Source organism: Streptomyces sp. NPDC002926 (genome assembly GCF_053591755.1).
Genome location: NZ_JBSFUK010000002.1, coordinates 430,631 through 455,584, shown reverse-complemented (window position 1 = coordinate 455,584; position 24,954 = coordinate 430,631). Strand labels below are relative to the sequence as shown.

Below are 24,954 nucleotides of genomic sequence, written 5' to 3'. Positions count from 1 at the left end.
GCGGGGCCCCTTCTTCGCTCGCCCACCTGTACGGCACTGCACCGTGTGTGCGAAGAAACGTGCAGAAAGGCCGTTACCGAAACCCTGTCCGCCGTCCGGATGATGCGCCGGGCGGCGCGACCGGTGGTGCGCCGGAGCACGCAAGGGCTTGCTGTTGATCATTGAACGGATCGGTGTAGCAGTCAGTGAATGTCAGGGCCACGCTCGCCGCACATGCGTGACCGATACAGACGCCTGTTACGGAAATGTCCGTAAACGGTAACGCACACCGATTGGGCTGCCGCCGGCCCCGGCAGCGCCCCAGAGTGTGGGTCCTCGGCCCAGCACGGACCGGGAACCCACCGCACCACCAGCTCTTATCGGCAGGTGGCGCACCGTTCTTGAGGAGACGTCACCCATGTCCGCTTCCCGCACCGCCCGCCGTATCGCCGCCACCGCCCTCGCGGCCGGCGCCGTCCTCTCCGCCGTCGCCCTGCCCGCCGCGGCCCACGACCGCGACCACCACCAGCAGCAGTCCCGGGTCGAGATCAGCGACGTACAGGCCGACAGCCCCGGACACGACAACGGCACCAACCGCTCCCTCAACGCCGAGTGGGTCGAGATCACCAACAACAGCCGCCGCGGCGTGGACCTGGACGGCTGGACCCTGCGCGACTCGGACGGCAACCGCTACCGCTTCGACGACGTCCGCCTCGCCGGCCGCGCCACCGTCCGCATCCACACCGGCTTCGGCCGCGACACCCGCACCGACCTCTACCAGGGCCGCCGCGACTACGTGTGGGGCAACCGCTCCGACACCGCGACCCTGCGCGACGCCCGCGGCCGCGTCATCGACACCGAGTCCTGGGGCCGCGGCCACCACCACTGACCCAGCCGCCCAGGGCCGTCCGCCCGCCGGCACCGGACGACCCACCCCCTCATGAACCGTGCGCCCCGGGCAGCCTGACCTGCCCGGGGCACACACGACGTCCAGCCGAGGTGGCGGGAGCGCCGGCCTCGGCCGGTCCGGGTGATGACACTCCCGCCTGTTCCATTCGGGCGGAGCCGGCACCCCACCGGGAGGTGCTCGACAGGCCGGCGCTCCGACCTGTCCCGCGGATGGTGGGCTCCTCCCCGCGCCCCTCCCGTACTCGGCTATCCCGTCGCTGACGCACCGCGGGAGTGCCCGGCTACCGCTCGGCGAGGTGATCGACCATGACTCTCCCCCTCCTCCTGTGAGCGCACCTGGCGGCGCAGCTCCACCCGGGCCGCCGGCGGTCCGCCCCGCTCGGTGTCCCAGAACGGGTGCCAGAAGAGCGCGGAGGACAACCGCAGCAGTCGGCGGCGCAGCTCCGTATAGGGGCCCTGGCCTTCGGCAAGCTCCGCGTAGGTGCGGTTCCAGTCGCGCTGTGCCTGCACCAGGTCGGACGGGAAAGAGGTGTGGGCCATGCCCATAATTCAATCATGTGTTCGATTTGGCGCGCAGCCGGGACGGGCGGCCCCCTTGGACATGCTGAAGCTTTTGGGGCGTTCTAGGCTGGCACTCCGGCGGTGGAGGAGGTGCCTCATGCCGAGGCCCGTGTGGAGTGGTGCGATCTCGTTCGGCCTGGTCACAATCCCTGTCAAGGTGCTGCCGGCCACCGAGAACCGCTCGATCAGCTTTCACCAGTACCACCTGGAGGACGAGGGCCGGATCCGCACCCGCAAGGTGTGCGAGATCGACGGCAAGCAACTGCGGAGCGACGAGATCGGCAAGGGCTACGAGGTCTCCAAGGACACCATCGTCCAGGTCACCGATGAAGACCTCGACAGCATCCCGCTGCCCACCGCGAAGGCCATCGAGATCGTCGCGTTCGTGCCCGCCGACAGCATCGACCCGGTGCGCATCGGCGACTCCTACTACCTCGCTGCCGACGGGGCCGTCGCCGCCAAGCCCTACGTGCTGCTGCGCAAGGCCCTGGAGCGCAGCGCGAAGGTCGCCGTCGCCAAGTTCGCATGGCACAACCGGGAGCGCCTCGGACTCCTGCGCATCAAGGAGAACGCGATCGTCCTGCACTCCATGAGGTGGCCCGACGAGATCCGCGACCCGGCCGAGCTCACACCCAAGCCGGTCGACCTGGACGACTCCGAGATCGACGCCGCGATCCAGCTCATGGAATCCATGGCTGCCGACGACATCTCCGGCTACACGGACCACTACCGCGAAGCCCTCGAAGAAGTCATCGTCGCCAAGGCCGCGGGCAGGACCCCGCCCCAGGCGGAGAGCGGGCAGGAGCCCGCGGGTCAGGTCGTCGACCTGATGTCCGCCCTGAACGCCTCCGTCGCGGCAGCAAAGGAATCCCGCGGCGAGAGCGGCGAACACGCCACCGTCCACGACATGCCCAAGAAGGGCGCCGCGAAGAAGACAGCGGCCAAGAAGAGCACGGCGGCCGCCAAGAAGACCGCGTCCAAGAAGGCGCCCGCCAAGAAGGCCACCGGCAGGAAACCGAAGAGCGCCTAGAGGCCCATGGACTGCGCGGGCTGCACACCGGACGCTGTGCGCCCTTCGCGCCCGCGGGGCTAGGGCACGCGGCGCACGAGCCTTGCGGTGATCCCGCCGGAGCACCGCACGAAGGGCGCGCCGCGGAGTCCGGGCTCGCATCCCCGCATTCATGGCGACATGTCCGTGAGTGCGCGGTGCCGCCGCCGACAGATCTTTGCAGCAGCGTCACAAGGGCTGCGCATCACCTTCGGCCGGTGCCAGTAGCGTTACAGCCCACTCGATCCCGCGTGCGAACTCGAAGCAGGTCGCCGGCGTCCCTGGCGGCGCAGTCAGCACAGAAAGATCGCAGATGGACTACTGCTCCTCGTGCCGCCGGAATCTCAATGGGGCGCTCGTGTGTCCAGGGTGCGGCGCATACGCTCCCGACATAGCCCCGCCGCCGGCCCATCGCCTACACAGCACGGTCGCCTCCACCCCACCGGCGAGACAGGCATGGCGCGAGGAGGTCCCCGCTCCTGGGTCCTACGCCGGCACCCATCACTCCGATGCCGCACCGGTCGGCAGCTCAGCATCCGAGAGCGCGACGACGGATGCGGCGGGCACGGGCCGGGCCGCTCGGCGCCGCCAGCTGGCACGTTGGAAGAAGAACCGCCGTCGGGCCGTGGCCGCGACGGCCGTTGCCCTTGTCGGCGGCGGTCTGACGGTTGCCGCGCTGCCGACCACCAAGTCTTCCACCAGCCAGGCAGCCTCACCCCCGGAGCCGGTGACCACGGCCATGCCCGGGACGCGGGCCACGGACTCGGCGACCGACTCGGTATCGGAGCAGCCCGACACCGTGGCTCCCCGGCATTCCAGCACCCGCCCACCGGCAACCGGCCGACAGCGGAGCGCCACCGTCGCCCTGCCTCCCACCGCGACGACGGGCGGACAGCCGAAGACCGCTGCCACGTCCCGGCCCACCGCCGCCCCGAGCACAAGGCTGCACACCGCACCCGAGCCGGCCACGGGGACGCACGTCGGCAGCGCCGACGCCCCGGCCCCACCCGCCGCGACCACCCCGCCCGCTGCCGCTTCCACCGAACGCCCCAGTGCGAGCACATCGAATGTGAACGTTCTGCCGACAACGTCGGCGGGGGATCCGACGTCGCCGACGCAGCTGTGCCTGGTCGTGGTGTGCGTCGGCTGATCCCCGCGCCGGAGTCAGGGACGGTCACTTCGACGTTTCGTGCGGCCCGGGCAACCTGTACCGCACCGTGCAGCAGCCACGGCGACCGCGGCTGACCGACACGGGCGCGTTCAATGCCCTCGGCGATGTCGCCGCCGCCCGGACCGGCGGCCGACGGCGCCACGCGCCCGCGGTGTCAGGACAGGTCGGCGGTAAGCGTGATCGTCGTGCCCGTGAGGGCTTTGCTCACCGGGCAGTTGACCTTCGCGTCCTCGGCCGCCGCCTTGAAGGCGGCCTCGTCGACACCCGGCACCTGGCCCTGCACCGTGAGGTGGATTCCGGTGATGCCGGTGCCCGGCTCGAAGGTGACCGCGGCCTTGGTCGTGAGCTGCGTCGGTGGTGTTCCGGCCTTGGTGAGGGTGTTCGACAGAGCCATGGAGAAGCAGCTGGAGTGGGCGGCGGCGATCAGTTCCTCGGGGCTGGTCTTCCCTTGGGGTTCCTCGGCGCGAGAAGCCCAGGTCACCGGGAAGTGGCCGACTCCCGAGGAGTCGAGTGTGACCTCTCCCAAGCCCTTGAGCAGGTCGCCTTCCCACTCGGTGTGAGCGTTGCGCGTGGTGGCCACGACGAATCCCTCCTGCTGTACGGATGACATCTCGACGATCGTCGCCCTACGACGGGCCGGACCCGGCTCCGACGCGCCGTACCGCACGACTCGCCGGTCCGTCCGCCCGCGAGGGGCGTACAAGAGGACCGGCCTCGATCACCACCCATGCCGTGATCGAGAAGGTGGCACAGAACGCCGGGCGGCATAGCCTTGATGGGATTGCCACGCTTGCCCCGGCCCCGTGCCGCTGGGCGGCATCCGGCGGCGACTGCGGCAACGCGTGCCCACCCGTTCGAGCGGGTGGCCAGTAGCAACGCCGACGAGAGGACACGTCATGGGCACCTCGAGCCCCGACGAACACGCGCCCCCGACCGAGGCACCGTCCACCGACGGAGCCCAGTCCGCGGCGGAGGCCGCGGACACCCGTGCCGCCCTGGTCGATCTGGCGAACAGCGTGGCCCTGCTGCCACAGGCACCGCCTGCCGAGGGCGAGGACGAGCGTCCCGAGGGTTCCATCGCCCTGCCGGTGATCGAACAGGACGGCACTCGATACATCCCGGTCTTCACGACCGAGGACGCGCTGCTCGCGGCCGGGGTGGACCCCGGTACCGCGCTCCGCATCCCCGTCGTCGAGCTGGCCGCGAATTGGCCGGCGGACGACCTGTGGCTGGCGGTCGACCCGTCCACCGAGAAGGGCCTCGCTCTTCCCCCCGACCTGGTGCGGGCGCTGCCCGTCGTCAGCCGGGGCACTGAGGGGGCCGCCCGGTCGGACGAGGCCGGTGCGGAGGGAGGTGGCGCCGGAGAGCCCGGCGGGACCCCGGCCGGATGACCTGCCCCCGTCCGCCGTGCACCCCGTCTCCGCCAAGCTGCCGAATCCCTCCGGGTCTTGACGGACGGCGTCAGCCCGGATTCGCGCCCTGGCCGTCATGGGCGGCGTCCGCCCGGAGTGCGGCCTTCACGATGTTGCGGGCCATGCCGCCGAACACGACCGCATGGAACGGCGACACGCTCCACCAGTAGACATGCCCGAGCAGACCGTGCGGGTGGAACAGCGCCCGCTGCCGATAGCGGGTCCGGCCCCGCTCGTCCCGGTCGGAGCGCATCTCCAGCCAGGCGAGCCCCGGCAGGCGCATCTCGGCACGCAGCCGCAGCAGCCGGCCCTGTTCGATCTCCTCCACGCGCCAGAAGTCCAGCGAGTCGCCCACCCGCAGCCGCGCGGCGTCCCGGCGGCCGCGGCGGAGTCCGGCGCCTCCGACCAGCCGGTCGAGCCAGCCCCGTACCGCCCAGGCGAGCGGGAAGGAGTACCAGCCGTTGTCACCGCCGATCCCCTCGATGACCTGCCACAGTGCCTTCGGTGAGGCGTCGACGGCGAGTACGCGCCGGTCGGTGTAGAGGCTGCCCCCGGCCCAGTCCGGGTCCGAGGGCAGGGGATCGCTCGGGGCGCCGGGCAGCGAGGCGGAGGACCAGCGGGTGGTGACCTGAGCGTCGCGTACGCGCTGAAGGGCCAGGGTCAGGGCCTGGTCGAAGCCGATCGGTGCACCGGGCGGGTCCGGTACGTACTCGGCGATCTCGTGCTCGCGGCAGACGACCTCGTGGCGCAGCGACTCGGCCAGCGGCCGGGCGAGGGAGGCGGGAACGGGAGTGATCAGGCCGATCCACAGGCCGGAGAGACGGGGTGTGAGCATCGGTACGCGCAGGATGAGACGGTGGGGCAGGCGGGCAACCACCGCGTACCGCCGCATCATCTGCTCGTAGGTCACGACGTCGGGCCCGCCGATGTCGAACGCGCGGTTCACCTCGTCGGGCATCGCCGCACTGCCCACCAGATAGCGCAGCACGTCCCGGACGGCGATCGGCTGGATGCGGGTACCGACCCATCTCGGGGTGACCATGGCAGGTAGCCGTTCGGTGAGGTAGCGCAGCATCTCGAAGGACGCCGAACCCGATCCGATGATGACCGCGGCGCGGAGCACGGTCGTCGGCACAGCCGCGCGGAGGAAGGTCTCACCGACCTCGGCGCGGGACCGCAGATGGGGTGACAGGTCGCGTTCCGGCACATCGGCGGGGGTCAGCCCGCCCAGGTAGACGATGCGGCGTACGCCCGCGGCCCGGGCCCGCTCGGCGAACAGCCGGGCGGCCTTCCGGTCGGCTTCCTCGAAGTCGTCCCCGGCCCGCAGGGCGTGCACGAGGTAGTAGGCGACATCGATACCGCGCAGAGCGTCACCGACCGAATCCGGATCGCTCACATCCCCGCGTACCACCTCGGCCCGTCCTGCCCAGGGGTGGTCGCGCAGCTTGTCGGGAGACCGGGCCATGCACCGTACGCGGTATCCGGCGTCCAGCAGTTCGGGCACCAGCCGGCCTCCGATGTACCCCGTGGCGCCTGTCACCAGACAGTGCGGGCTCTGCGTGTCCCGGCCGCTCATGGAAGCCTCCGATCCGCGGGAGTACGCCATTGCCACTCTCGCCCCTGTCGACGGATCCCGCTCATGGGGCGTCCGTGCGGTGAGCACGGTCGGGGTGGCGACGGTGGTCACCGGCTGATCGGTGCGAGCCGGGTCCGGCCACCGGCACACCGGGTCCGGGCGCACCGGCGCCCGGACCCGGTGACGCGGCATCAGTTGTCAGGCTCGGGAGAAGGGGCCCATCAGGCGGCCTGCTCCAGCTTGTCGGCGCCTGCCTCGGCCGCCGAATAACCGAAGATGTCGACCGCGTGGTAGTACGTCCAGGCAGTGCTGTTGCACGCCGAGCGGGTGGCGCCCGAGTAGTTGGCGCAGACGCGCTTGAGGTCCTCGTAGAACGCGGAGTCGACACGGGCCTTGTTGGCGGAGAAGGTGCCGGCCGCCTTGTAGTTGCGGTAGCCGAAGTCGTGGCGGGCGCAGGCCGTTTGGAAGGGGAAGCCGAACGGGTTGTCGGGTGAGGAGCTGCAGTAGTCCGTCGACCAGTCGAAGCCGTATGCGGCCCAGGCGCCCTGGTTCCGGCGGGCGGCGTTCCAGGCGTTGTAGCTCGAGGCGCTCGTCTGGGTCCAGGAGCTGAGGACCTGGGGCTTGTCCGCGGGGGCTGCCGAGGCGGACGCGGCCGGGATCAGGGCGATGGGCACCGTCAGAACGGCGGCACCGACGGGTAAGACGAAACGACGACGCATGCGTGACCTCCGTGGGTGGGGGGCCGTGCACCCCGTGGGCTCTCACGAGGCGGCTCAAGCGTGACGTCATGTCCCTGTCATGCATAGCCCAAAAAGGACACGCATAAGTGGATTCTTCAAACATTCGGCCCTCGTTCACGCCGGAAGGGCACGCCGGTAAAGCGGCCCCCGAGGGCGCCACGAACAACGCTGACTGACCGTCAGACAGGCTCCCTGGTAACGCTGTTCAGCTCCCACGCATGGCAAGCGCGGACGGTGGCGTCAACTGCGGCCGTGGTGGGGCTGCTCCGGGTAATCGATGACGCGGTTCACCTCGGTGCGCGGCCCCGCGCGTGGGGTGCCGGGCTCCGGGTGGCAGTCGTGGGCCTCGTGGCGAAGCGCCCTACGGTATGGCCGAGTTGCTCACACACTCGGCAGCCGTCGGTGCGTACACCGCGCGTGAGGTGGAGCTTTCCCATCAGGTGCTGGACCGCTTCGGAACGGCTGAGCCCGTCTCGGCTCCGGCGCAGGAACGGCCGGGACCGGGCCCGAGTGGCGTCGTTCCCCGTGACCTAGCGGTTCTGCGGCGGGAAGTGTGCGGTGGCGAGGACGGAACCGTCGGAGGCCAGCAGCCGGGCGCCGGACGCCGTCGCGGGGTCCACGGCGACCGGGGCGCCCCAGTAGCCGTAGCCGCCCTTGAGGGAGAACGAGCCGATGGGAACCATGGTGCCGTCGGAGCGTACGAGCCGGCAGTGGACCGTTCGATCGGACCCCTCGAGGTCGACGGACATGTACACCCAGCCCGGCGAACCCGGATAGGCGAATATCCGGCCCACTTCGTGGTGGCCGCCGGCGACAAGGGGCGCCCGCAGGAGAGCGTGGTTCTCCTGGGCCGCTTTCGCGGAGATGGCGGGAGCGTGGTCGACGGCCGTACCGACGGCCCAGCCGCCGAAACCGGAGCCGAAGGCGATCGCCAGGGCGCCGGCGGCCGCCGCGATGCGCGGACGCAATCGCAGGCGCCGACGCGGAGCCGGCCAGGACGGGCTCAGCCGGCTCGCGACGCGGGTCTCGAAGCCGACCGGCGGCTCGGAGCCCGGAAGGAGACCGAGCAGGCCGTCTCCCACCAGGGTCAGCTGCTCGACGTGTTCCCGGCAGCCGGGACAACGGTCCAGGTGGGCGACCGCCTGGGCGCGGTCCTGGGCCGGGAGAACGCCCAGCGCCAGCTCGGCGGCGAGCTCCTTCAGCCGATCGCAGGTCAGGTAGCTCATGGCTGACGCTCCTCGGCCTCCAGGGCCGCCCGCAGCTTGCCCATCGCAGACCTGATCCGGCTCTTCGCCGTGCCCAGCGGAATCCGCTCGAATTCGGCAATCTGCTGGCCGGTCATCCCATAGATTCCCGCCATCACCAGGGCGCGGGCCTGGTCCCGTGGCAGATCCGCCACCGCGGTCCGTATCCGGACCGACGTCTCATCGGCGATCGCATGCTGCTCGGGGGTGTCGGTCACGATGTCGAGAAGCGCGTCCAGGTCTTCCGGCGCGACAGGACGGCTTCTGCGCGCCCGCACCGCGTCGATCGCCAGGTTGTGCGCGATGGTCGTCAGCCAGGTCTTCACGGACCCGCGGCGGGAATCGTAGATCTGGGCGTGCCGCCACGCCCGCTCGAAAGTCTGCTGCGCGATGTCCTCAGCGAGCTGGGAATCGCCGATAACCGCGATGGCGACGCCGAAAACCACACGCTGAAAGCGGCGCACGAACGCAACGGCGATCTCCGGATCGCCTGTAGCCAGTCCGGACAGCAGTGCCTCGTCCGATGCGCGTCCGAGAGGGAGGCCCATTCTCTGCATATCAGTGAATACGGTCGGCCTCCCCGAAGGGATTGCTCCGTCTCCACGGGAAGTCACTCTCCTATTTTCCACCCGCCGCTCGCCGACGGCGCCCACAGCCAAACCGGCCAATCCCTCGGCGCGGTTCATCCGTAAGCACTGCACAACGGAGCTTCTACCGAGGGCTGAGCCATGACAAGGACACTCACCCGAAACCGCGTGGTGCTGGGGCTGGCAGCCGGAGCGCTGGCGGGCGTGCTCGCGGGCTGCGGAGGTGGGAACGGAGGCGGCTCGACGACTTCCACGCCCCCGAAGAAGAGCGTCGAACCGGGAGTGACGCAGGTGAACGCCGACCTCACCGACTTCCACATCGCACTGTCGCAGAAGACGTTCAAGCCGGGCTCCTACACCTTCGTCGCGACGAACAACGGCCACCACGACCACGCCCTGGAAATCGAAGGCCCCGCCGGGGAGCACCGCACCAAGACCCTCGCCCCCGGAGCCTCCGGGACGGTCAAGGTGACCTTGAAGTCCGGCACCTACGAGATCTACTGCCCCGTGGACGGGCACAAGGACCTGGGCATGAAGACGAAGATCACCGTGGGTGGAAGCAGCGCGCCTGTGAACAAGACCCCGCAGAACAGCAACGGCTACTGAGCGCGCGGGCCCGAAACCCGCTCCTGAGCGCGACAGGGACGCCCGGGTCAGGCACCGGCCCCGGCCCCGAGGTGGGCTCCACCGCGGCTTCAGGCGGTACGAGGCCCGCGAACCGGACCGCTGCGGTGGCCGTGACGGAGAATTCTCAGAAGATTTCCCGGAGAGCTGTCGATCCCGCCGATTCCCGTTCGACACAGGGGCGAGAGGCAGGGAAAGCCCCCGTCCTCCCGACCGAGGAGTCACCATGCCGCGTTTCCTGACGATGATCCGTATCGACGAGCAGAATGCCCCCGCCGACGACCCCGGCCCCGAGTTCGCGGAGCGCATGGGCGCGCTGTTCGAGGAGATCACCAAGGCTGGGGTCATGCTGGACACGGCCGGGCTCACCCCGACCTCCGAGGGCACCAGGGTCACCTGGTCCGGCGGCACGTTCCGCTACACCGACGGGCCCTTCACCGAGAGCAAGGAAGTCATCGGCGGATACGCCATCCTGCAGGCCAAGGACAAGGCCGAGGCCATCGAGTGGACCAAGCGGTTCCTGCGGATCCACCCGGAGCACTGGACGGTCACCTCCGAGGTCCGCGAGATCGCCGAGGGCTGATCCCGGCGGCATCAGGGAGCCGCGCCGGAGCAGTGGCCCGAGCCAGGTGTCCCGGACAAGCCGGGCGCCTGGCTCATGGCGTCGGTGTGTTGCCCGTCCTCCGGCTGCCGGGAAGGGAGCCGCTTCCGGCGGCCGGGAGGAGTGCCGCTTCCGGCGGCCGATACGACCGCCCGCGGGTCGGCGTACCCACGAGGAAAGCAGTGCGGGCATGTTGAGCGGTGGTCAGCAGCCGCAGCGGGGCGGTCGACGGCCTGCCGAGCGCGTCGTCGAGGTGGCCGTCCACCGCTGGAACCCGCACACGGGCACCCGCGACCCGTGGACAGGAATTCGAGTGCGCCGCGGAGCAGGTAATTCTGCCGCCCGCCCAAGGTCTCTCGCTTCGCGACAATGCCGCACCAGAATCAGGCCGCGGCCGCGAACGCTGAGGGCCACATGAGTGCAACCACTGCGCCGTCCTGTGGAGCACATGGTGAGCCTGTTTTGCCGGAGCCACCCACGTCTATGGATCCTGTTGCTTGATTTCGGTCAATGGCCTTGCCGGCCGATGAGTCCTGGCCCGGAAGTCGTCCGAGTCGTGCATTCGGTGGTGGCAGAGACCGGTGGCAGTGCCGATTGAGGCAAGGAGTGATCAGCGCGATGTTGGAAGAGGTGGTGAAGAAGGCGGAACTGTTCACCCACGCCATTGTGCGCCCTTGGAGTGCGCGAACACGGACCGATTCGATTTCGCACCGGGGCCGCCAAAAAGCGCCGAAGACCGGCGGGAGTTGCCGCCAGGCACTTTCGGAGGCGGCCGCTACCAACAAGATCGCGACGAGTACGGCGCGGTCGTCGGGCCGCCACACCCCACGCTGTGGCCGCATAGCCGGCCACGGAGCCACGGCCTGAAACACCCCCCACGGCCTCTCCGGCACCGATCGCTCGAATCTCCCGTCCCGACAACAACGAACGATCACTCATCAAGCGCCTTCCGAAGGAGCCCGAACCGATGCCCAGACGTTCTGGACGGCGTGTCGCCATGGCCGTCGCCACCGCATGCCTGATTGCCGCTGCTCCACTGGTGGCCGCCGAACCGGCGTTCGCACAGTACCCACCAGCTCCCGGTCTTGTTATCGACGACAACACCGTGTCCTCCGGTGATGCGATCAACCACACGGGGACCGGCTTCCAGCCGGGCGAGCAGGTTGTCGTCCGCCTTGTCCCCAACACCGGTGCTGCCGCCGCCGGTGGAGCCGCGGCCACCACCGCGCTGAGGTCAATGCCCAAGTATCCAAAGCCCACTGAGTCCGCGTCGGCGTCCGCGTCGGCGTCCGCGACCACGACCGCGACCGCCACACCCAAGGGCCACCACGACGGGGGAGACTGCGAAAGTGAGGGAAGCGGGGGCATCGTGGTGCTCGGCACCTTCACCGCCGACGCCAACGGGACTGTGACGGGACGGATCACCATCCCCGCAGGCGTCCGAGCGGGCAGCTACCAGTACCAACTCGTCGGCCAGACATCCGGACTTACGCTGTCCGCTCAGGTGACCGTTTCCTGTGACCCCGGTGACGGTAACGCGACCCAATCGCCCAGCGACGGTCCCGGACGACCCGGCGACGGTGACGGTGACGGTGACGGAGGCCGACCCGGCGACGGCGACGGCGACGGCGACGGTCACGGCGACGGGAACGGCCACGGGAACGGGAACGGCCACGGCGACGGCGACGGCGACGGCGACGGGAACGGGAACGGACGACCCGGACACGGGAACGAGGATGGACACTCCTCCGACTCCGGATATGGCAACGGTTCCTCCGGTCACGACAACGAATCCTCGGGCCTCGCGGACACCGGTTCCTCGGATGCAACGCTGGCGCTGCTCAGCGCGGCAGGTGGCCTGGTGCTTCTCGGTGGAGGGTCGCTGGTGATCGCCAGGCGTCGGCGTACTGACGCTGAGCGCGGCTGAGAGACCAACGATGCCGTGGATCATCCACACACTCTCGGACAGCTCCGTTCTGTCCCGCTTCACCGGCCTGGTGCGACGGAGCCACCGTCGCACCAGGCCGGTGATGTGGGTGGCGGCAGGTTTCCTCCTCGCCGGTTCATGCTGGGTGCTCGTCACGGGCCTGTACGCCCGTAGCGAGCTGCTCGCGGCCCGGAACGACCTGGAGACACTGCGGAACACCGTGACGGCTCCCGCCTCGCCGGCCTCGGCGGCGGGGGGCGCCACGGACCGCAGGGCACGCACCGACGCGGCGGCCCGTTCCGCTGCGGCGCACGCTGCTCGGGCGCACCGGCTCACCGGCGGACCCGCCTGGTCCGTGGCCGCGCATGTGCCCCTCGCCGGAGGCCCTCTCGAGACCGTCCGCGGCACGGCCAAGGCCGTCGACCGGCTGACCGGCCAGGTACTGCCTGCCCTGGTGAGCGCCGCCGGCAACCTCGCCAACATCGCGGGCGCCGGTGGCGGCCACCTGAACCTCGCCGAACTGAGCAAAGCCGCCCCGGCTCTCGAACAGGCCTCACGGCAGACGGCCGCGGCTCGTACGGAGACGCGCGGCCTGCCCAGCCGCACCTGGCTGCCCGCCGTGGACCGGGTCCGAGACCAACTCCTCAGCCGGCTGGACCGGATCGGGCCCGCCGTGGAGGACGCCGCCACCGGCGCCCGACTCCTGCCGCAGATGCTGGGTGCGGACGGTCCGCGGCGTTACTTCGTGGTGTTCCAGAACCCCGCGGAAGCACGTGGCACCGGTGGAATGCCCGGTGCCTACGCCACGATGACCGCCGACAGGGGCAAGCTCACGCTGACGGAGTTCGGGCACGACGGCGCGATGGTGAGCGCTCGCCCCAAGGTGGACCTCGGTGCCGAGTTCACCACCATGTACGGACGCAACGACGCGGTGAACACGTGGCCCAACTCCAATCTGAGCCCGCACTTCCCGTACGCCGCGCGCATCTGGTCGGCCGCCTGGCTCGACAAGAGCGGTGAGCGTGTCGATGGCGTACTCGCACTGGATCCGGGCGCGCTGGCCCGGCTGCTCGCAGCTTCCGGGCAGGCGCGCACGACCGACGGCACAGTCGTCTCCGCGGACAACGTGGTGGACATCAGTGAGCGCACCAACTACATGTCGTACGCGGACCCGCTCAAGCGCAAGGCTTTCCTGCTGGACGTGGCCCGCGCCGCCGCCGGGCGCCTGCTGACCGCCGCCGACGATCCCCAACTGCGGCCCGCGCTGCTCCTCGGCCTCTACGACGTGCTGGGCAACGGGCAGATGACCGTCTGGAGCGCCCACCCGAATGAGCAGCGGGAGCTCGAATCCCGTCCGGTCGGCGGCTCCTTGCCGCAGAGCCCGGAGCCCTACGCCGGGCTGGTGGTCAACAACGGCGCGGGCACCAAGCTGGACTACTACCTCGACCGCACTCTGGAGTGGTACCCCGGCCGCTGTACCGCCGAGGGCCGCGAGGTCACCGTCAAAGCGGTCCTCGCCAACCACGCACCGCCCTCCGGACTTCCCACATACGTCACCACCCGTATGGACAAGCCCTCCTACGCGACGCATGCGGGTGACAATCGCCTGCTGGTCTCCTACTACGCGACCGCCGGGGCGAGTCTGAAGAGGGCGACCATTGACGGGCAGACGGCTTTTATGTCGCCGGGCGTCGAGCGCGGACATCCGGTGTACACGTTCGACGTCGAGCTACCCGCGGGCAGCAGCCGCACGGTGGTGCTGCACCTGCTGGAGCCCCCCGCCGACCGGGCGCCCACCGTGCTGCACCAACGCCTGCCGCGCCCGCTGCGGGCCACGGTGCGCCCGTCCTCGGGCTGCCAAGGAGACTGAGCGGGGACCCTGCCGGTCAGCCCAGCACCACTGCCGCGATCCGTTCCACGGCTTCTTTGATACGAGCGGCGCAGGCTCTTGCCTCTGGTTCGGGAGCACCGTACGGGTCGACCAGGTCGTCGTCCCACGATCGGCCGCCGCTCGCTCCCCGCCGGACCGCGGCCCCTCTGGTCAGGGCCGCGGCCCGCTCGGCAGGGTCGGTCAGACCGGCCGCGTCATCCTCGTGAAGCAGCCGGGCGAACTCCCGCAGCGTAAAGGCGCGTCCGAGGCCGTGCACCGGGCGGAGTCGTACCGCTGCCTCACGGTGCTCCGTCGCGGCGCCCAGAACCAGCCCCGCGTCACCCACGACGCCCGCCGTGAGCCGTCGGGCGGCGGCTCCGGTCGGATCGGCGCCCATCTCAGTGAGCAGGGAGGCCGCGGCCGGGTCCATCGGTGTGCCGTTCACCGCGGCGGTTCCCGCGCTCGACACCTGGAACTTGCCACGGGCCGGCGCCAGTCGGAAGGCCAGCAGACGTTCTGCCAGTGGCGAGCGGTGCAGATTCCCGGTGCAGACGACGAGCACACGGAACGGCTCACGCACGGGTGAGCGGTGGATCACCGCCTCACCCCCCGGCGGTTGAGCGAGCGCACTCGCGGATGGCGAACCGCGGAGAGGGCGGGGATTCGGACAGGAATCCAGCACCGAGCGATCCTTTCGGGAGCGTGTCTACGTACGGCGTTCACGAAATCGACGTGCCGCACCCTGCCGGAGGCCGTACATCAATGCCAGAGCAACAACCAGACCCATGACGCAAACAGCCAGCCACTTGCTCCACATCGTGGGCGTGAGGTGTGGGCTGTGCACAACGGCCACGGCGGCGATGACGGCAAGCCACACATGGACCCGCATCATGGCCCTGGCCGGAGAGAGGGGGAGGTAGAGCACGACCAGAATGAGCAGCGTGCATTCGAGCAGGGAACGCTGCCGGTAAAAAGCTCCGCCGAAAGTGGCGAGATAGGCGACGACGTATGCGGACGCCCCCAGGACAGCGGTACGGCCGACCCCCGTGGTGTCCGCCCATGCCCTGCGCAACGCGGCGGGGGCAAGGAAAAGGGAGCCGATCCAGATGATGGTGCCGAGATAGAGCCAGCGTTCCGGGACCGCGGTCTCCGGCCCGAATTCCCAGGGGAACGGCCCGAGCAGCAGGGTCACCAGGTACTGCGGATGACTCAGCAGGTTCTGGGAGCCGTATCCCCCGGCGAAGGCGAGACGGGTCCCGTCGTGGATCTCCAGACTGTCCAGGAGACCGATGAGCGTCATCAGTCGAGGAAGAATGAAGAGGGCGGCAGCCCCTGCGACAATCAGGGAACCGGCCAGGTACTCGCGACGGAATCTCACCCGGGCAACCAGGGCGACCGCGAGAAACAGCGCTGCCGCGGGTCTCAGGTAGAGACATGCGTAGATGCCCAGCATCGTGCTGACGCAGGCGAACGAGAAGCGCGCCCGGGTCTGTACGAGCAGGGACCACAGGACGATGCTGGTGATCAGCCCGTCCTTCAGGCCCCAGGCGTCCCACAGCAGGAGTGACGGACTCGCGCCCACCATCAGTCCGACGGCGGCGGCGCGCTTACGGCCCCGCCGGGAGCTGAGGGCCAGCCCGTAGGCGGCGACCGCGCCGGTGGCCGCGAGAAGAGCCAGAACCGTCTTGGCAGCAAGCCACCCGCCACCGGTCATGAGCCTGCACACGGCCATGACCGCCGGGTAGCCCCACACCGTGGAACCGACCAGCCCTGACAGACCGCGCGTCTCCAAGGGGCTGCCATTGCGCCAGGCCGCGGCAATCGCGTCGCTGGCCGACTCGTAGCCCCGCGCATCGGGAAAGAGCGCGTCACCGTTGGTCTGCGCGTGAACGACCAGCACAACACCGACGTGGAGAATCGCCGCCGGTGCGAATACCGCGAGGGCGCCCCAGAGCGGACTGCGCGGACCGTCGGGGGTCGAGGAAGGAGCAACTGCACGTGTCCTGAGCACAGTCGATGCGCGCATGGTCAAGCGGCCTCTTTCGATCTGCCCGCGTGGCGCATACCGGCACCTGGGGACTCTGTCCCACCCCATTGCGTGCGTGCACGACCCGAGCGGTAAATCCCCGGCAGGGCGAGTCGGCCACAGGCCATGAGATTACAGCGAGAAGTTCCGAGGTCCCCGCTGACGTCCCGTGTCGCCCTCACGAAATTGCTCCGTGAATTCGGCCGCGGGAGTGCGGCCCGAGCTTCGAGAAATCACCGGCTTTGCCGCGTGGTTGATTCCGCTTGTGCCGTTCTTCGGTATCCCGCGTGTTCCAGCGGCACTGCGCCACCCCAGGGAGTTCGGGGTGCGGGAGCCATGGCAGCGAACTCGCGGACATACGGACACGAGCCGTGTCACCGGCATGACGACAGCCCGCCGTCCGGGCGGGGCCACGCTGCCGGCGGCGACAAAGGGAACGGGTCACCGGATCAGAGCACACGGTGCTGATTCCCGAAGGGAGGGGCGTTCCACGAGTGAGCGAGGCTAGGCGAAATGTCCATATCTATGTGGTATGCATCAGACTTTGGCGGTCAGCCCGCGAAGCAGTGCACCGGCAAGAAGAGGGTGGCGATGTTGGCGGACCGGTCATCTGACGGTGCATCACACTGGGAGTTCTTATGTGCGGAGTAGCCGGAATCGTGTCGACCAGCCCGCCCGACCCCGGCCACGTAAAGGAGATGTGCCGCCTCATCGCCCATCGGGGACCCGACGGAGAGGGATACCACGTCGACGCCCACGCCGCGCTGGGAATGCGCCGGCTCGCCATCATCGATGTGGCCGGCGGCGACCAGCCGGTCTACAACGAGGACGGCACCGTCGCGGCGGTCTTCAACGGCGAGATCTACAACTTCGTTGAGCTGCGGGACCGGTTGGTCGCGCGCGGGCACCGCTTCACCACCGGCAGCGACACCGAAGTACTGGTCCACCTCTACGAGGACCACGGCGAGGACCTGGTCGAGCACCTGCGCGGCATGTTCGCCTTCGCCATCTGGGACGCGGCACGACGACGGCTGCTCCTTGCACGGGACCGGGTGGGCAAGAAGCCGCTGTACTACCGGCAGGCCGGGGCCTCACTGGCGTTCGCATCGGAGCTCAAGGCTCTGGTGGCCGATCCGTCGGTGTCCCGGGAGCTGGACCCGGTGGCCCTGCATCACTATCTGACCTACCAGTACGTACCGGCTCCGTGGTCGATCTACCGCGGCATCCGCAAGCTGCCACCGGGTCACCTGCTGGTGTGGCAGGACGGCGAGGCCCGCCTGCGGCGCTACTGGAAGCTGGACTTCACGCCGCGACCGATGGGCAGCGAGCGGGAGGCGGCCGAGCGAGCGCGGCAGTTGCTGCTGGATGCCACACGGGTCCGCATGGTCAGTGAGCGTCCACTGGGGGCGTTTCTGTCCGGCGGCATCGACTCCTCCGCGGTCGTGGCCGCGATGGCCCGGCTCAGTGACCGGCCGGTGAAGACCTTCTGCATCGGATTCGACGATCAGCGGTACGACGAGCGGTCCTACGCGGCATCCGTGGCTCGGCGCTATGGAACCGACCACCACGAGTTCGTGGTCGTCGGGTCGTCCGCGCTGGAAGTGCTGCCCACCGTGGCCCGGCATTTCGACGAGCCGTTCGCCGACTCGTCCGCCATTCCCTCCTTCTTCGTGGCCGAGCTGAGCCGTCGGCATGTGACGGTCGTGCTCAACGGCGACGGAGGGGACGAATGCTTCGGGGGCTACCGGCGCTACGCGTTCATGAAGAGAGTGGGGCGGATGCAGCCCCCGAAGCGGCTGCGCGGCGTGCTGGACCGTATCGGTTCCGCGCTGGCGCAGGCGGACACCACCCCCCGGCTGCGCAGAGTCGGCCGAGGGATCCGGCTGCTGGGTGAGACGCCTCAGCACCGCTACGCCAGCCTCATGTCCCACTTCTCCGGCGAGGGCAAGAACGCCCTGTATACCGATGCGCAGCACGAGCAGGTCGCCGGTATCGACAGCAACGACCTGATCAGGCACGTGTTCGACACTTCTGCTGCCGACGAGGACGTCAACCGGTTGATGGACGTCGACGTCAACACGTACTTGCCGGGGGACTTGCTCGTGAAGGTGGACATCACCACCATGGCTCACTCGCTGGAGGCCCGTTCCCCGTTCCTGGACCATCATCTGATGGAGTGGGCCGCGGGCCTGCCGGGCGGGTGGAAGGTCGACGGCCAGGTGACCAAGGCGCTGCTGAAGAAGGCCATGGTGCCGTGGCTGCCGTCCGAGCTCCTCCACCGGCCCAAGGCCGGCTTCGGGGTGCCGCTGGCGGACTGGCTTCGCTGCGAACTGCGGCCGCTGGCCCACGATCTGCTGACCGACCACACCGCTCGCGCCCGCGGCCTGTTCCGGCCCGATGTCGTCCGAGGACTGCTGCAGGACCATTCCGAGGGACGCGACCGTTCCAATCTGCTGTGGTCCCTGCTGCAGTTCGAGCTGTGGCAACGCACATGCGCCGAACAGTCCTGGGACACCGCGTGCGCTGTTTCCCAACCCGCCCAGGGGCACTGTGGCTGACACCGCGCGGCAGGTGCTCGGCATACTGGGCAGCCGGGCCGCGTGCCTGGTGATGTCCGTGCTCACCAGTGCTGTCATCGCCCGGTCGCTGCAGCCGGAGGGCCGCGGGATCTACTACATGGCGGTCACCGTGGCCACCACCGCCACCATGCTGGGGCATCTGTCGGGCGAGCAGGCGCAGAGCGCGCTGTGGACGGACGCCGGGCGGCGGGATGCGCTCGCCGGTAACTGTGTGCCGCTCGGGCTCGCGCTCGGGACGCTCAGCGGGCTTGCGGGGGTGGCCGTGGTGGCCGTGATCGGCCCCGAAACCCTGCACCTGCCGGGGCTCTACCTGGTCATCGTGGCCTGCCTGAGCGTTCCGCTCGGCATCGCGTCGAACTACGCGGGCAACGTGGCCCTGCTGCGGGGGCGGGTGCAGGTGGCGAACTGGTCGATGCTGACCGCCGCGGTCGTCCAATGCGCCGCTGTCGTCGCCCTGGTGGCCGTTGAGCGGTTCAGCGTCGTGGCGGCGCTGGCCGTCTGGATCGCCGCCGGGAGTGTCCCGCTGGTGGTGTTCAGCGCGGCGGGCGCGATCGCGGGACGCCGCCGGGATGTGGAACTGGCGCGTACGACGGTGGCCACCGGTGCCCGGTACCACCTGGGACCTGCCTCGGTGTTCCTTCTGATGAACGCGGACATCTACTTGCTCGGCGCCTTCGCGGGCGCACGCGAGGTGGGCATCTATTCGCTGGCGGTCGGCCTCGCCGGGTACAGCCGCATGCTGGCGGATGTCGTGTCCCAGGTGATGCTGAAACGCCAGTTCAACTCCAGCGACACCGAGTCGGCCGACATCACGGTGCGGATCACCCGGTACGCGGTCCTGCTGGGGCTGGCCGCGGCGCTGGTGCTGACGCTCGCCGCGCCGGTGCTGGTTCTCGCCGTGTACGGCGCGGCGTACACGGATGCGGTGCCGCTCGTGATGCTGCTGGCTCCCGGCGTCATGGCTCTGGGGGCGAGCCGGCTGCCGAGCACCTACTTGCTGCGGTTGCGCCGCGCGAAGCTGGTTGTCGTCCCGTCCGTGATCGCCCTGTCGGTCAACATCGCACTGAACCTGATGCTGATTCCCGTGTGGGGCGCGGCCGGCTGTGCCGTGGCCTCCTCGCTGGCATACGTACTGCTGGGCGCTCTTCAGACGCGGCTGTTCACCAGGGTGACGGGCATCCGCGCCAGGAGTCTGCTCCCCGCGGCCGCGGATCTGCTCGTGCTCCTCGCCGCCGTGCGCCGGTGCGTGCCGGGCAAGCCGGCTGTGGCCTCCGTGCCGCCCGGATAGCCACCCCGGCCCGGTTGCCGTGCCATCACCCGTCCGACGCGCGTCGCGGTTGACAGCGACGCAAAGAGTGCTGAGAGCCTGGACAAGAAAGAAAGCACGCCGTGTCGTGCCTGAACCGCCGGCTGGATGGAGCTGATATCGGTGACTGGATGCCGCGACGCCAGAGCCGTACCGGACGCCGGCGATGCCGCCGCCGATACCAAGCTTTCCCGAGTCTGTCTGATGATCGGGCAATTGGGGCTGGGTGGTGCGGAGAAACAGATCGTGATGCTGGCGCGGGGTCTGGCCGACCGAGGCATCGAGACCTCACTGCTGCTGCTGTCCGAACGTGGCCCGCGCATGGCAGAGCTGTCCGGTTCCGGGGTGAAGGTGCTCGGCCTGGGATGCCGCGGAATCGCCCGGCCATGGGTCGATCTCCGGGGCGCCGTGGAAGGGACCGTGGCGGACGTGAAGGCGTACGCCAGGCTCGTGGCACATCTGCGGCGCACGCGGCCGCAGGTCCTGCACGCCTACTTGTTCCACTGCTACATCGCGGCGGCTCCCGCAGCTCGCATCGCACGGGTCCCGGTGTGCGTGGCGGGGCGGCGCAGTCTGGGCACGTTCAAGGAGGGACGCCGTGGAATGCTGGCCGTGGAGCGGGTCGCCACCGGGATGACCGACTTCGTCGTGGCCAATGCACACGCCGTGGCCGAGGACGCCCGGCGGCAGGAGGGCCTGTCACAGGACAGGATCGGCGTCATTCACAACGGGATGGAAGAGCGGGATTTTCGGACGGTCGCCCCGGCTGAGGTGACATCGGACCTGCCGGTCGTGCTGTGCGTGGCCAACCTGCGCAAGTACAAGGGCCACCAGTATCTGCTCGACGCCGTGGGCCGGCTGCGGCAGCGGGGGCAGCTCTGCACCCTCGTGCTGATCGGTGAAGGACCCGAGCGGATCCCTCTGCAACAGCAGGCCGACCGGCTGGGCATCGACGTGCGCTTTCTGAGCCATCGCACGGATGTGCCCGCCTTCCTCGCCCGGGCGGACGTCGTCGTGCTGCCCTCGTTGGAGGAGGGCCTGAGCAACGCGGTCATGGAGGCCATGGCGGTCGGCCGGCCCGTAGTTGCCACCGCCGTCGGCGGAACACCGGAGTTGCTGGGGGACCGAGGTGTGCTGGTGCCCCCGGCAGACACCGAGGCCCTGGCGCAAGGTCTGGACTGGATGCTCACCGACGGCGCCGCCGCCGCACGACTCGGGAACGCTGCCCGGCAGTGGGCCCTTGAGCACTTGAGCGCGGACACCATGGTGGAGCGGCACATCGGCCTGTACCGCGAACTGCTGGCGCGCAGATCCGCGAGGTGAGAGCGGGGGAACAGCCGTCCCGGCACCGACGGCGGTGCCGGGACGGACGGCCGCCGGTCTTCCGCGAAGGCCGGCGGTCGGGAAGGACGGTCAGGCCACCGCCGTCGCACTGCGGACCGCCGACGACGTCCGCGCCGTGTCCTGGTCGGCACACGAGACGAAGACGTACTCGTTGCAGCCCAGGCCCCCTCCGCAGGTCTTGAGATGACGCAGTTCCATCCCATGGCGCCGGCCCACACGGAACACCTCTTCCGGAGCGGCGACTTCGAAGGGATAGCCCCCCACCCAGTCGATGAGGTCGTATTCGGCCGACATGCCGCGAGCGCGCCGGGCCTGCCCGCCGGCGGGACGCCGTCCCGACCCGGCCAGCTTCAGCAGGGCGGCCACGCGTCCAGGTGCCCGCAGATACATCCGGCTGCCGGCCACCAGCAAGCGCCGCGCCGCCGGGCCGGAGGAGTTGTACGTGCGCTTGACGTGTGTCCACGCGCGGCTGCGCAGACCCTGGTCGTTGTAGATCGACACATACAGCAGCCCACCGGGGGCTACCAGTCGGCAGGCGGCGTCCAGGGCATCCCAGAGGGCGCCCGTGTGGTGCAGCACTCCCCAGGAGTAGACGATGTCGAACTGTCCGAGGCGGGAAATCAGGGAGGAGTCCAGCACCGAACCCTGCTCCACCCGCCAGTCACTGTCGGGCGCGTAACGCTCGCGCAGCCGCCCGGTGGTCGCCACGGCGTCGGGATCGTAGTCGAAGGAGTGCACCCTCGCGCCGAGTTGAAGTGCGGCGAGCGAGAACAGCCCGCTGCCGCAGCCGATGTCCAGGAACGAGCGCCCTGCAAGATCGCGGGTCCCCAGGGCCGCCACGATGGACTCCCGGGCGCCGGCGATACGGTCCTCGTCGACCAGCTGGCTGAACTCCTGCCAGTTGCGGCCGAAGGCGAAACGCTTGCCCTGCTCTACCTCGCTGGAGCAGTCGATCACCTCATGGTCTCCTTCCTCCTGGGAGCATTCACTGCAGAAGCCGGCCCCGTGCTCAACCCGGCAAGAAAACATACGTACTGACGCGGTATATCAGAACCCGGGGGAGAACAGCTTCGACGCTGCGACGGGGGATACGAGAATCGACCCAATACCGGCTTCCGGCGGCCCTCGCGCGACCGCTGGGAATATTTCCGGACGGGTTGCCCAAAGCAGCGGGCACATACTTCGCGCCCTTGCCGGATGCCGGAGTGTGTTCGGCTTAATATCTGGCACATGTCGACCGCTACGTACCAAAGCACGGGTTTCGGCATCCCACGCCTGCGCGTGATGAGAGTCATCACGCGAATGAATATCGGTGGTCCGGCCGTCCAGGTCTCGGCCCTCATGCGAGGTCTGGACAGCGAGCGATTCGACCACCGTCTGATTGCCGGACTTGTGGGTGCGGGTGAGGCGGACTATCTGGATCAGCGGGCACCCGACCTGCCGGTCCAGCGGCTGGACGGCCTGGGACGGTCGGTGCGGCCCACGGATGATGTGCGCTGCCTGCTCGAACTGGCGGCAGCCATGCGCCGGTTCCGGCCACACATCGTCCACACGCACACGGCGAAGGCCGGCGCGCTGGGGCGGGCGGCCGCCGTACTGGCGCGTGTCCCCTCAAGGGTGCACACCTTTCACGGCCATCTCCTGCACGGCTATTTCTCCCCCGCGAAGACCCGCGTCGTCGTGCAGGCCGAGCGCGGACTGGCAGCCCTCTCCGACAAGTTGGTCGCCGTGGGCAGCCGGGTGCGGGACGACCTTGTCGCCGCCGGCATCGGAAAGGCGAACCAATTCACGGTCGTGCCTCCCGGAACCAGGCTTGCGACCGCACCGGAGCCCGCGGATGCCCGGCGACTGCTCGGACTTCCACAGGACTGTCCCGTGGTCGCCTATGTGGGGCGCATTACCGGAATCAAGCGACCCGACCGATTTCTCGCCGTGGCACGCGAAGTCCGCCATGCAGTGCCCGGGGTGCATTTCGTCGTGTGTGGATCGGGCGACTTCCAGCCGGATCCGGAAGCGGTCGCCGAACTCGGCGACTCGCTCCATCTGCTCGGCTGGCGCGCAGACGTGGAGACTGTGTACGCGGCGGCCGACCTGGTGTTGCTGACCTCGGACAACGAAGGCATGCCGGTCAGTCTGATCGAGGCCGGTCTGGCTGGGCTGCCGGCGGTGGCCACGAACGTCGGCAGCGTCGCGGAGGTCGTACAGGACGGAACGACGGGGCTCCTGGCAGGACTGTCGTCCGGCGAACTCGCCCGCCACACCGTGACCCTTCTGCGCGACGCCGAACTGCGCCGCGAGATGGGAACACAAGCGCGGACGTTCACCACCCAGCGCTTCGGCGAGGAACGACTGGTGGCCGACACGCAGGCTCTCTACACCTCCATCGCCGTCGCCCGCGGCTGGTGGCCCGCACCCCGTTCGAAAGGTGAGCACTGTTGAACGTCCTAGTTACCGGAGGCGCAGGCTTCATCGGCGCCAACCTTTGCCGAGAGCTCGCGTCGCGTCCGGATGCGGGCAAGGTCATCGCTCTGGACGACCTGAGCACAGGTTCCGCGGCCAACCTGGCGGGAGTCGACGCGGAACTGATCGAGGGCAGCATCCTCGACCCTGACATCCTCGAGAGCGTCGTAGCCGACATGGACGCCGTCGTCCACCTCGCGGCCCGTCCGTCCGTGCCGCGCTCCCTGGCGGACCCGGTCGCCAGTCATCACGTCAACGCGACCGGGACGGTGTACGTCCTCGAGGCCTGCCGACGCGCACGCATCCCGGTGGTCGCCGCCTCGTCCTCCTCGGTCTACGGTTCCGTTCCCGTGCTTCCGAAACACGAGGCGCTGCCTACCCGGCCGATGAGCCCCTACGCCGCGAGCAAGCTCGCCACCGAGGCCTATGTCCTCGCCTACGGCGCCTCATTCGACCTCCGGGCCCTGGCGTTCCGGTTCTTCAACGTCTACGGGCCGCTGCAGTCGGCCGGCCATGCCTATGCCGCCGTGATCCCGGCTTTCATCGACGCCTTGCTGCGCGGCACTCCCATGAGGGTCTTCGGCGACGGACTGCAGACGCGGGACTTCACCTATGTCGGAACCGTCGTCCGGGTGCTGGCCGACGCCGTACTGCGCAAGGTCGCGTACCCCGATCCTGTGAACCTGGCCTTCGGTACGCGGGTGCCCCTCATCGATCTCGCCCAGCAGCTCGCGGAAATCGTCGGGTCGCCTGCCGACATCCGGCACGAGGCGGCGAGGGTGGGAGACGTCCGCCATTCCCAGGCGGCCGATGGTCTGCTGCGCGGGCTCTTCCCCGATGTCGCCCAAGTGCCGCTGCCCCGCGGACTGGCCGAGACCGTGCGCTGGTTCCGTACCCTGCCCGAGTACGCGGCGCTGCCACCGGCCAAGCCGCTCACGGTGGAAGTGGGCTGACGACAGAGCTGAGGGGAGCCACGGCGACGCGCCGTGG

At 69.5% G+C, this 24,954-nt stretch carries 22 protein-coding genes; 13 read left to right on the top strand and 9 right to left on the bottom strand.

What is annotated here, in order from left to right; all coding sequences use genetic code 11:
* Positions 1 to 397 precede the first annotated feature (397 nt).
* A complete protein-coding gene (locus tag ACWDZ6_RS05375) occupies positions 398 to 868 on the top strand; it encodes a lamin tail domain-containing protein (RefSeq protein WP_451501757.1) in 471 nt (156 codons plus the stop codon).
* A 266-nt stretch (positions 869 to 1,134) separates the two neighbouring features.
* On the opposite strand, the gene ACWDZ6_RS05370 is transcribed toward ACWDZ6_RS05375, so the two are convergent.
* Positions 1,135 to 1,428 (bottom strand): hypothetical protein, encoded by a 294-nt coding sequence (locus ACWDZ6_RS05370; RefSeq protein WP_451501756.1) that lies wholly within the window; start codon positions 1,426 to 1,428, stop codon positions 1,135 to 1,137.
* Positions 1,429 to 1,546: 118 nt separating this feature from the next.
* Between ACWDZ6_RS05370 and ku the strand changes: the two genes are divergently transcribed.
* A complete protein-coding gene (ku, locus tag ACWDZ6_RS05365) occupies positions 1,547 to 2,479 on the top strand; it encodes a non-homologous end joining protein Ku (protein ID WP_389184919.1) in 933 nt (310 codons plus the stop codon).
* A gap of 331 nt (positions 2,480 to 2,810) precedes the next feature.
* Positions 2,811 to 3,647: an SCO2400 family protein gene (locus ACWDZ6_RS05360; protein WP_451501755.1), complete on the top strand. Its 837-nt coding sequence runs from the start codon at positions 2,811 to 2,813 to the stop codon at positions 3,645 to 3,647.
* A 175-nt stretch (positions 3,648 to 3,822) separates the two neighbouring features.
* Here ACWDZ6_RS05360 and ACWDZ6_RS05355 read toward each other — a convergent pair whose 3' ends face one another.
* Positions 3,823 to 4,248, bottom strand: a complete 426-nt coding sequence (locus tag ACWDZ6_RS05355; protein ID WP_451501917.1) for an OsmC family peroxiredoxin — start codon at positions 4,246 to 4,248, stop codon at positions 3,823 to 3,825.
* 316 nt (positions 4,249 to 4,564) lie between these two features.
* Between ACWDZ6_RS05355 and ACWDZ6_RS05350 the strand changes: the two genes are divergently transcribed.
* Positions 4,565 to 5,059 (top strand): SseB family protein, encoded by a 495-nt coding sequence (locus tag ACWDZ6_RS05350; protein ID WP_451501754.1) that lies wholly within the window; start codon positions 4,565 to 4,567, stop codon positions 5,057 to 5,059.
* A gap of 70 nt (positions 5,060 to 5,129) precedes the next feature.
* Here the strand turns inward: ACWDZ6_RS05350 and ACWDZ6_RS05345 are convergent, their stop codons facing one another.
* The 4 genes from ACWDZ6_RS05345 to ACWDZ6_RS05330 all read right to left on the bottom strand — a co-directional run bounded on the left by ACWDZ6_RS05345 (position 5,130) and on the right by ACWDZ6_RS05330 (position 9,197).
* Positions 5,130 to 6,656: an SDR family oxidoreductase gene (locus ACWDZ6_RS05345; protein ID WP_451501753.1), complete on the bottom strand. Its 1,527-nt coding sequence runs from the start codon at positions 6,654 to 6,656 to the stop codon at positions 5,130 to 5,132.
* A 221-nt stretch (positions 6,657 to 6,877) separates the two neighbouring features.
* Positions 6,878 to 7,375: a phospholipase gene (locus ACWDZ6_RS05340; RefSeq protein ID WP_451501752.1), complete on the bottom strand. Its 498-nt coding sequence runs from the start codon at positions 7,373 to 7,375 to the stop codon at positions 6,878 to 6,880.
* A 551-nt stretch (positions 7,376 to 7,926) separates the two neighbouring features.
* Positions 7,927 to 8,622, bottom strand: coding sequence for a hypothetical protein (locus ACWDZ6_RS05335; RefSeq protein ID WP_451501751.1), 696 nt, complete (start codon positions 8,620 to 8,622; stop codon positions 7,927 to 7,929).
* The gene (locus ACWDZ6_RS05330) at positions 8,619 to 9,197 is read right to left on the bottom strand and encodes an RNA polymerase sigma factor (protein ID WP_451501916.1); all 579 of its coding nucleotides are present in this window, start codon (positions 9,195 to 9,197) and stop codon (positions 8,619 to 8,621) included. The genes ACWDZ6_RS05335 and ACWDZ6_RS05330 overlap by 4 nt, the downstream gene beginning before the upstream one ends.
* Positions 9,198 to 9,368: 171 nt before the next feature.
* Between ACWDZ6_RS05330 and ACWDZ6_RS05325 the strand changes: the two genes are divergently transcribed.
* The 4 genes from ACWDZ6_RS05325 to ACWDZ6_RS05310 all read left to right on the top strand — a co-directional run bounded on the left by ACWDZ6_RS05325 (position 9,369) and on the right by ACWDZ6_RS05310 (position 14,249).
* On the top strand, positions 9,369 to 9,833 hold the full coding sequence (locus tag ACWDZ6_RS05325; protein WP_451501750.1) for a plastocyanin/azurin family copper-binding protein: 465 nt from the start codon (positions 9,369 to 9,371) through the stop codon (positions 9,831 to 9,833).
* A gap of 244 nt (positions 9,834 to 10,077) precedes the next feature.
* Positions 10,078 to 10,434 (top strand): YciI family protein, encoded by a 357-nt coding sequence (locus tag ACWDZ6_RS05320; RefSeq protein ID WP_389184935.1) that lies wholly within the window; start codon positions 10,078 to 10,080, stop codon positions 10,432 to 10,434.
* 985 nt (positions 10,435 to 11,419) lie between these two features.
* Positions 11,420 to 12,379: an LPXTG cell wall anchor domain-containing protein gene (locus ACWDZ6_RS05315; RefSeq protein ID WP_451501749.1), complete on the top strand. Its 960-nt coding sequence runs from the start codon at positions 11,420 to 11,422 to the stop codon at positions 12,377 to 12,379.
* Positions 12,380 to 12,389: 10 nt separating this feature from the next.
* Positions 12,390 to 14,249 (top strand): DUF4012 domain-containing protein, encoded by a 1,860-nt coding sequence (locus ACWDZ6_RS05310; protein ID WP_451501748.1) that lies wholly within the window; start codon positions 12,390 to 12,392, stop codon positions 14,247 to 14,249.
* A gap of 16 nt (positions 14,250 to 14,265) precedes the next feature.
* Here the strand turns inward: ACWDZ6_RS05310 and ACWDZ6_RS05305 are convergent, their stop codons facing one another.
* Both ACWDZ6_RS05305 and ACWDZ6_RS05300 read right to left on the bottom strand, forming a co-directional pair.
* On the bottom strand, positions 14,266 to 14,829 hold the full coding sequence (locus ACWDZ6_RS05305) for an arsenate reductase/protein-tyrosine-phosphatase family protein (protein WP_451501747.1): 564 nt from the start codon (positions 14,827 to 14,829) through the stop codon (positions 14,266 to 14,268).
* Between the two features lie 126 nt (positions 14,830 to 14,955).
* Positions 14,956 to 16,275: a hypothetical protein gene (locus tag ACWDZ6_RS05300; protein WP_451501746.1), complete on the bottom strand. Its 1,320-nt coding sequence runs from the start codon at positions 16,273 to 16,275 to the stop codon at positions 14,956 to 14,958.
* A 638-nt stretch (positions 16,276 to 16,913) separates the two neighbouring features.
* On the opposite strand from ACWDZ6_RS05300, the gene asnB reads away from it, so the two are divergent.
* The 3 genes from asnB (at position 16,914) to ACWDZ6_RS05285 (ending at position 21,483) form a co-directional block, all read left to right on the top strand.
* A complete protein-coding gene (gene asnB / locus ACWDZ6_RS05295) occupies positions 16,914 to 18,833 on the top strand; it encodes an asparagine synthase (glutamine-hydrolyzing) (protein ID WP_451501745.1) in 1,920 nt (639 codons plus the stop codon).
* Positions 18,826 to 20,142, top strand: a complete 1,317-nt coding sequence (locus ACWDZ6_RS05290) for a lipopolysaccharide biosynthesis protein (RefSeq protein ID WP_451501744.1) — start codon at positions 18,826 to 18,828, stop codon at positions 20,140 to 20,142. The genes asnB and ACWDZ6_RS05290 overlap by 8 nt, the downstream gene beginning before the upstream one ends.
* 141 nt (positions 20,143 to 20,283) lie before the next feature.
* The gene (locus ACWDZ6_RS05285; protein ID WP_451501743.1) at positions 20,284 to 21,483 is read left to right on the top strand and encodes a glycosyltransferase; all 1,200 of its coding nucleotides are present in this window, start codon (positions 20,284 to 20,286) and stop codon (positions 21,481 to 21,483) included.
* Positions 21,484 to 21,573: 90 nt separating this feature from the next.
* Here the strand turns inward: ACWDZ6_RS05285 and ACWDZ6_RS05280 are convergent, their stop codons facing one another.
* On the bottom strand, positions 21,574 to 22,461 hold the full coding sequence (locus ACWDZ6_RS05280; RefSeq protein ID WP_451501742.1) for a class I SAM-dependent methyltransferase: 888 nt from the start codon (positions 22,459 to 22,461) through the stop codon (positions 21,574 to 21,576).
* Positions 22,462 to 22,734: 273 nt separating this feature from the next.
* Between ACWDZ6_RS05280 and ACWDZ6_RS05275 the strand changes: the two genes are divergently transcribed.
* The gene (locus tag ACWDZ6_RS05275) at positions 22,735 to 23,943 is read left to right on the top strand and encodes a glycosyltransferase (RefSeq protein ID WP_451501741.1); all 1,209 of its coding nucleotides are present in this window, start codon (positions 22,735 to 22,737) and stop codon (positions 23,941 to 23,943) included.
* The gene (locus tag ACWDZ6_RS05270; protein WP_366734222.1) at positions 23,940 to 24,917 is read left to right on the top strand and encodes an NAD-dependent epimerase/dehydratase family protein; all 978 of its coding nucleotides are present in this window, start codon (positions 23,940 to 23,942) and stop codon (positions 24,915 to 24,917) included. Before ACWDZ6_RS05275 ends, ACWDZ6_RS05270 begins: the two co-directional genes overlap by 4 nt.
* The last annotated feature ends 37 nt before the right edge of the window (positions 24,918 to 24,954 follow it).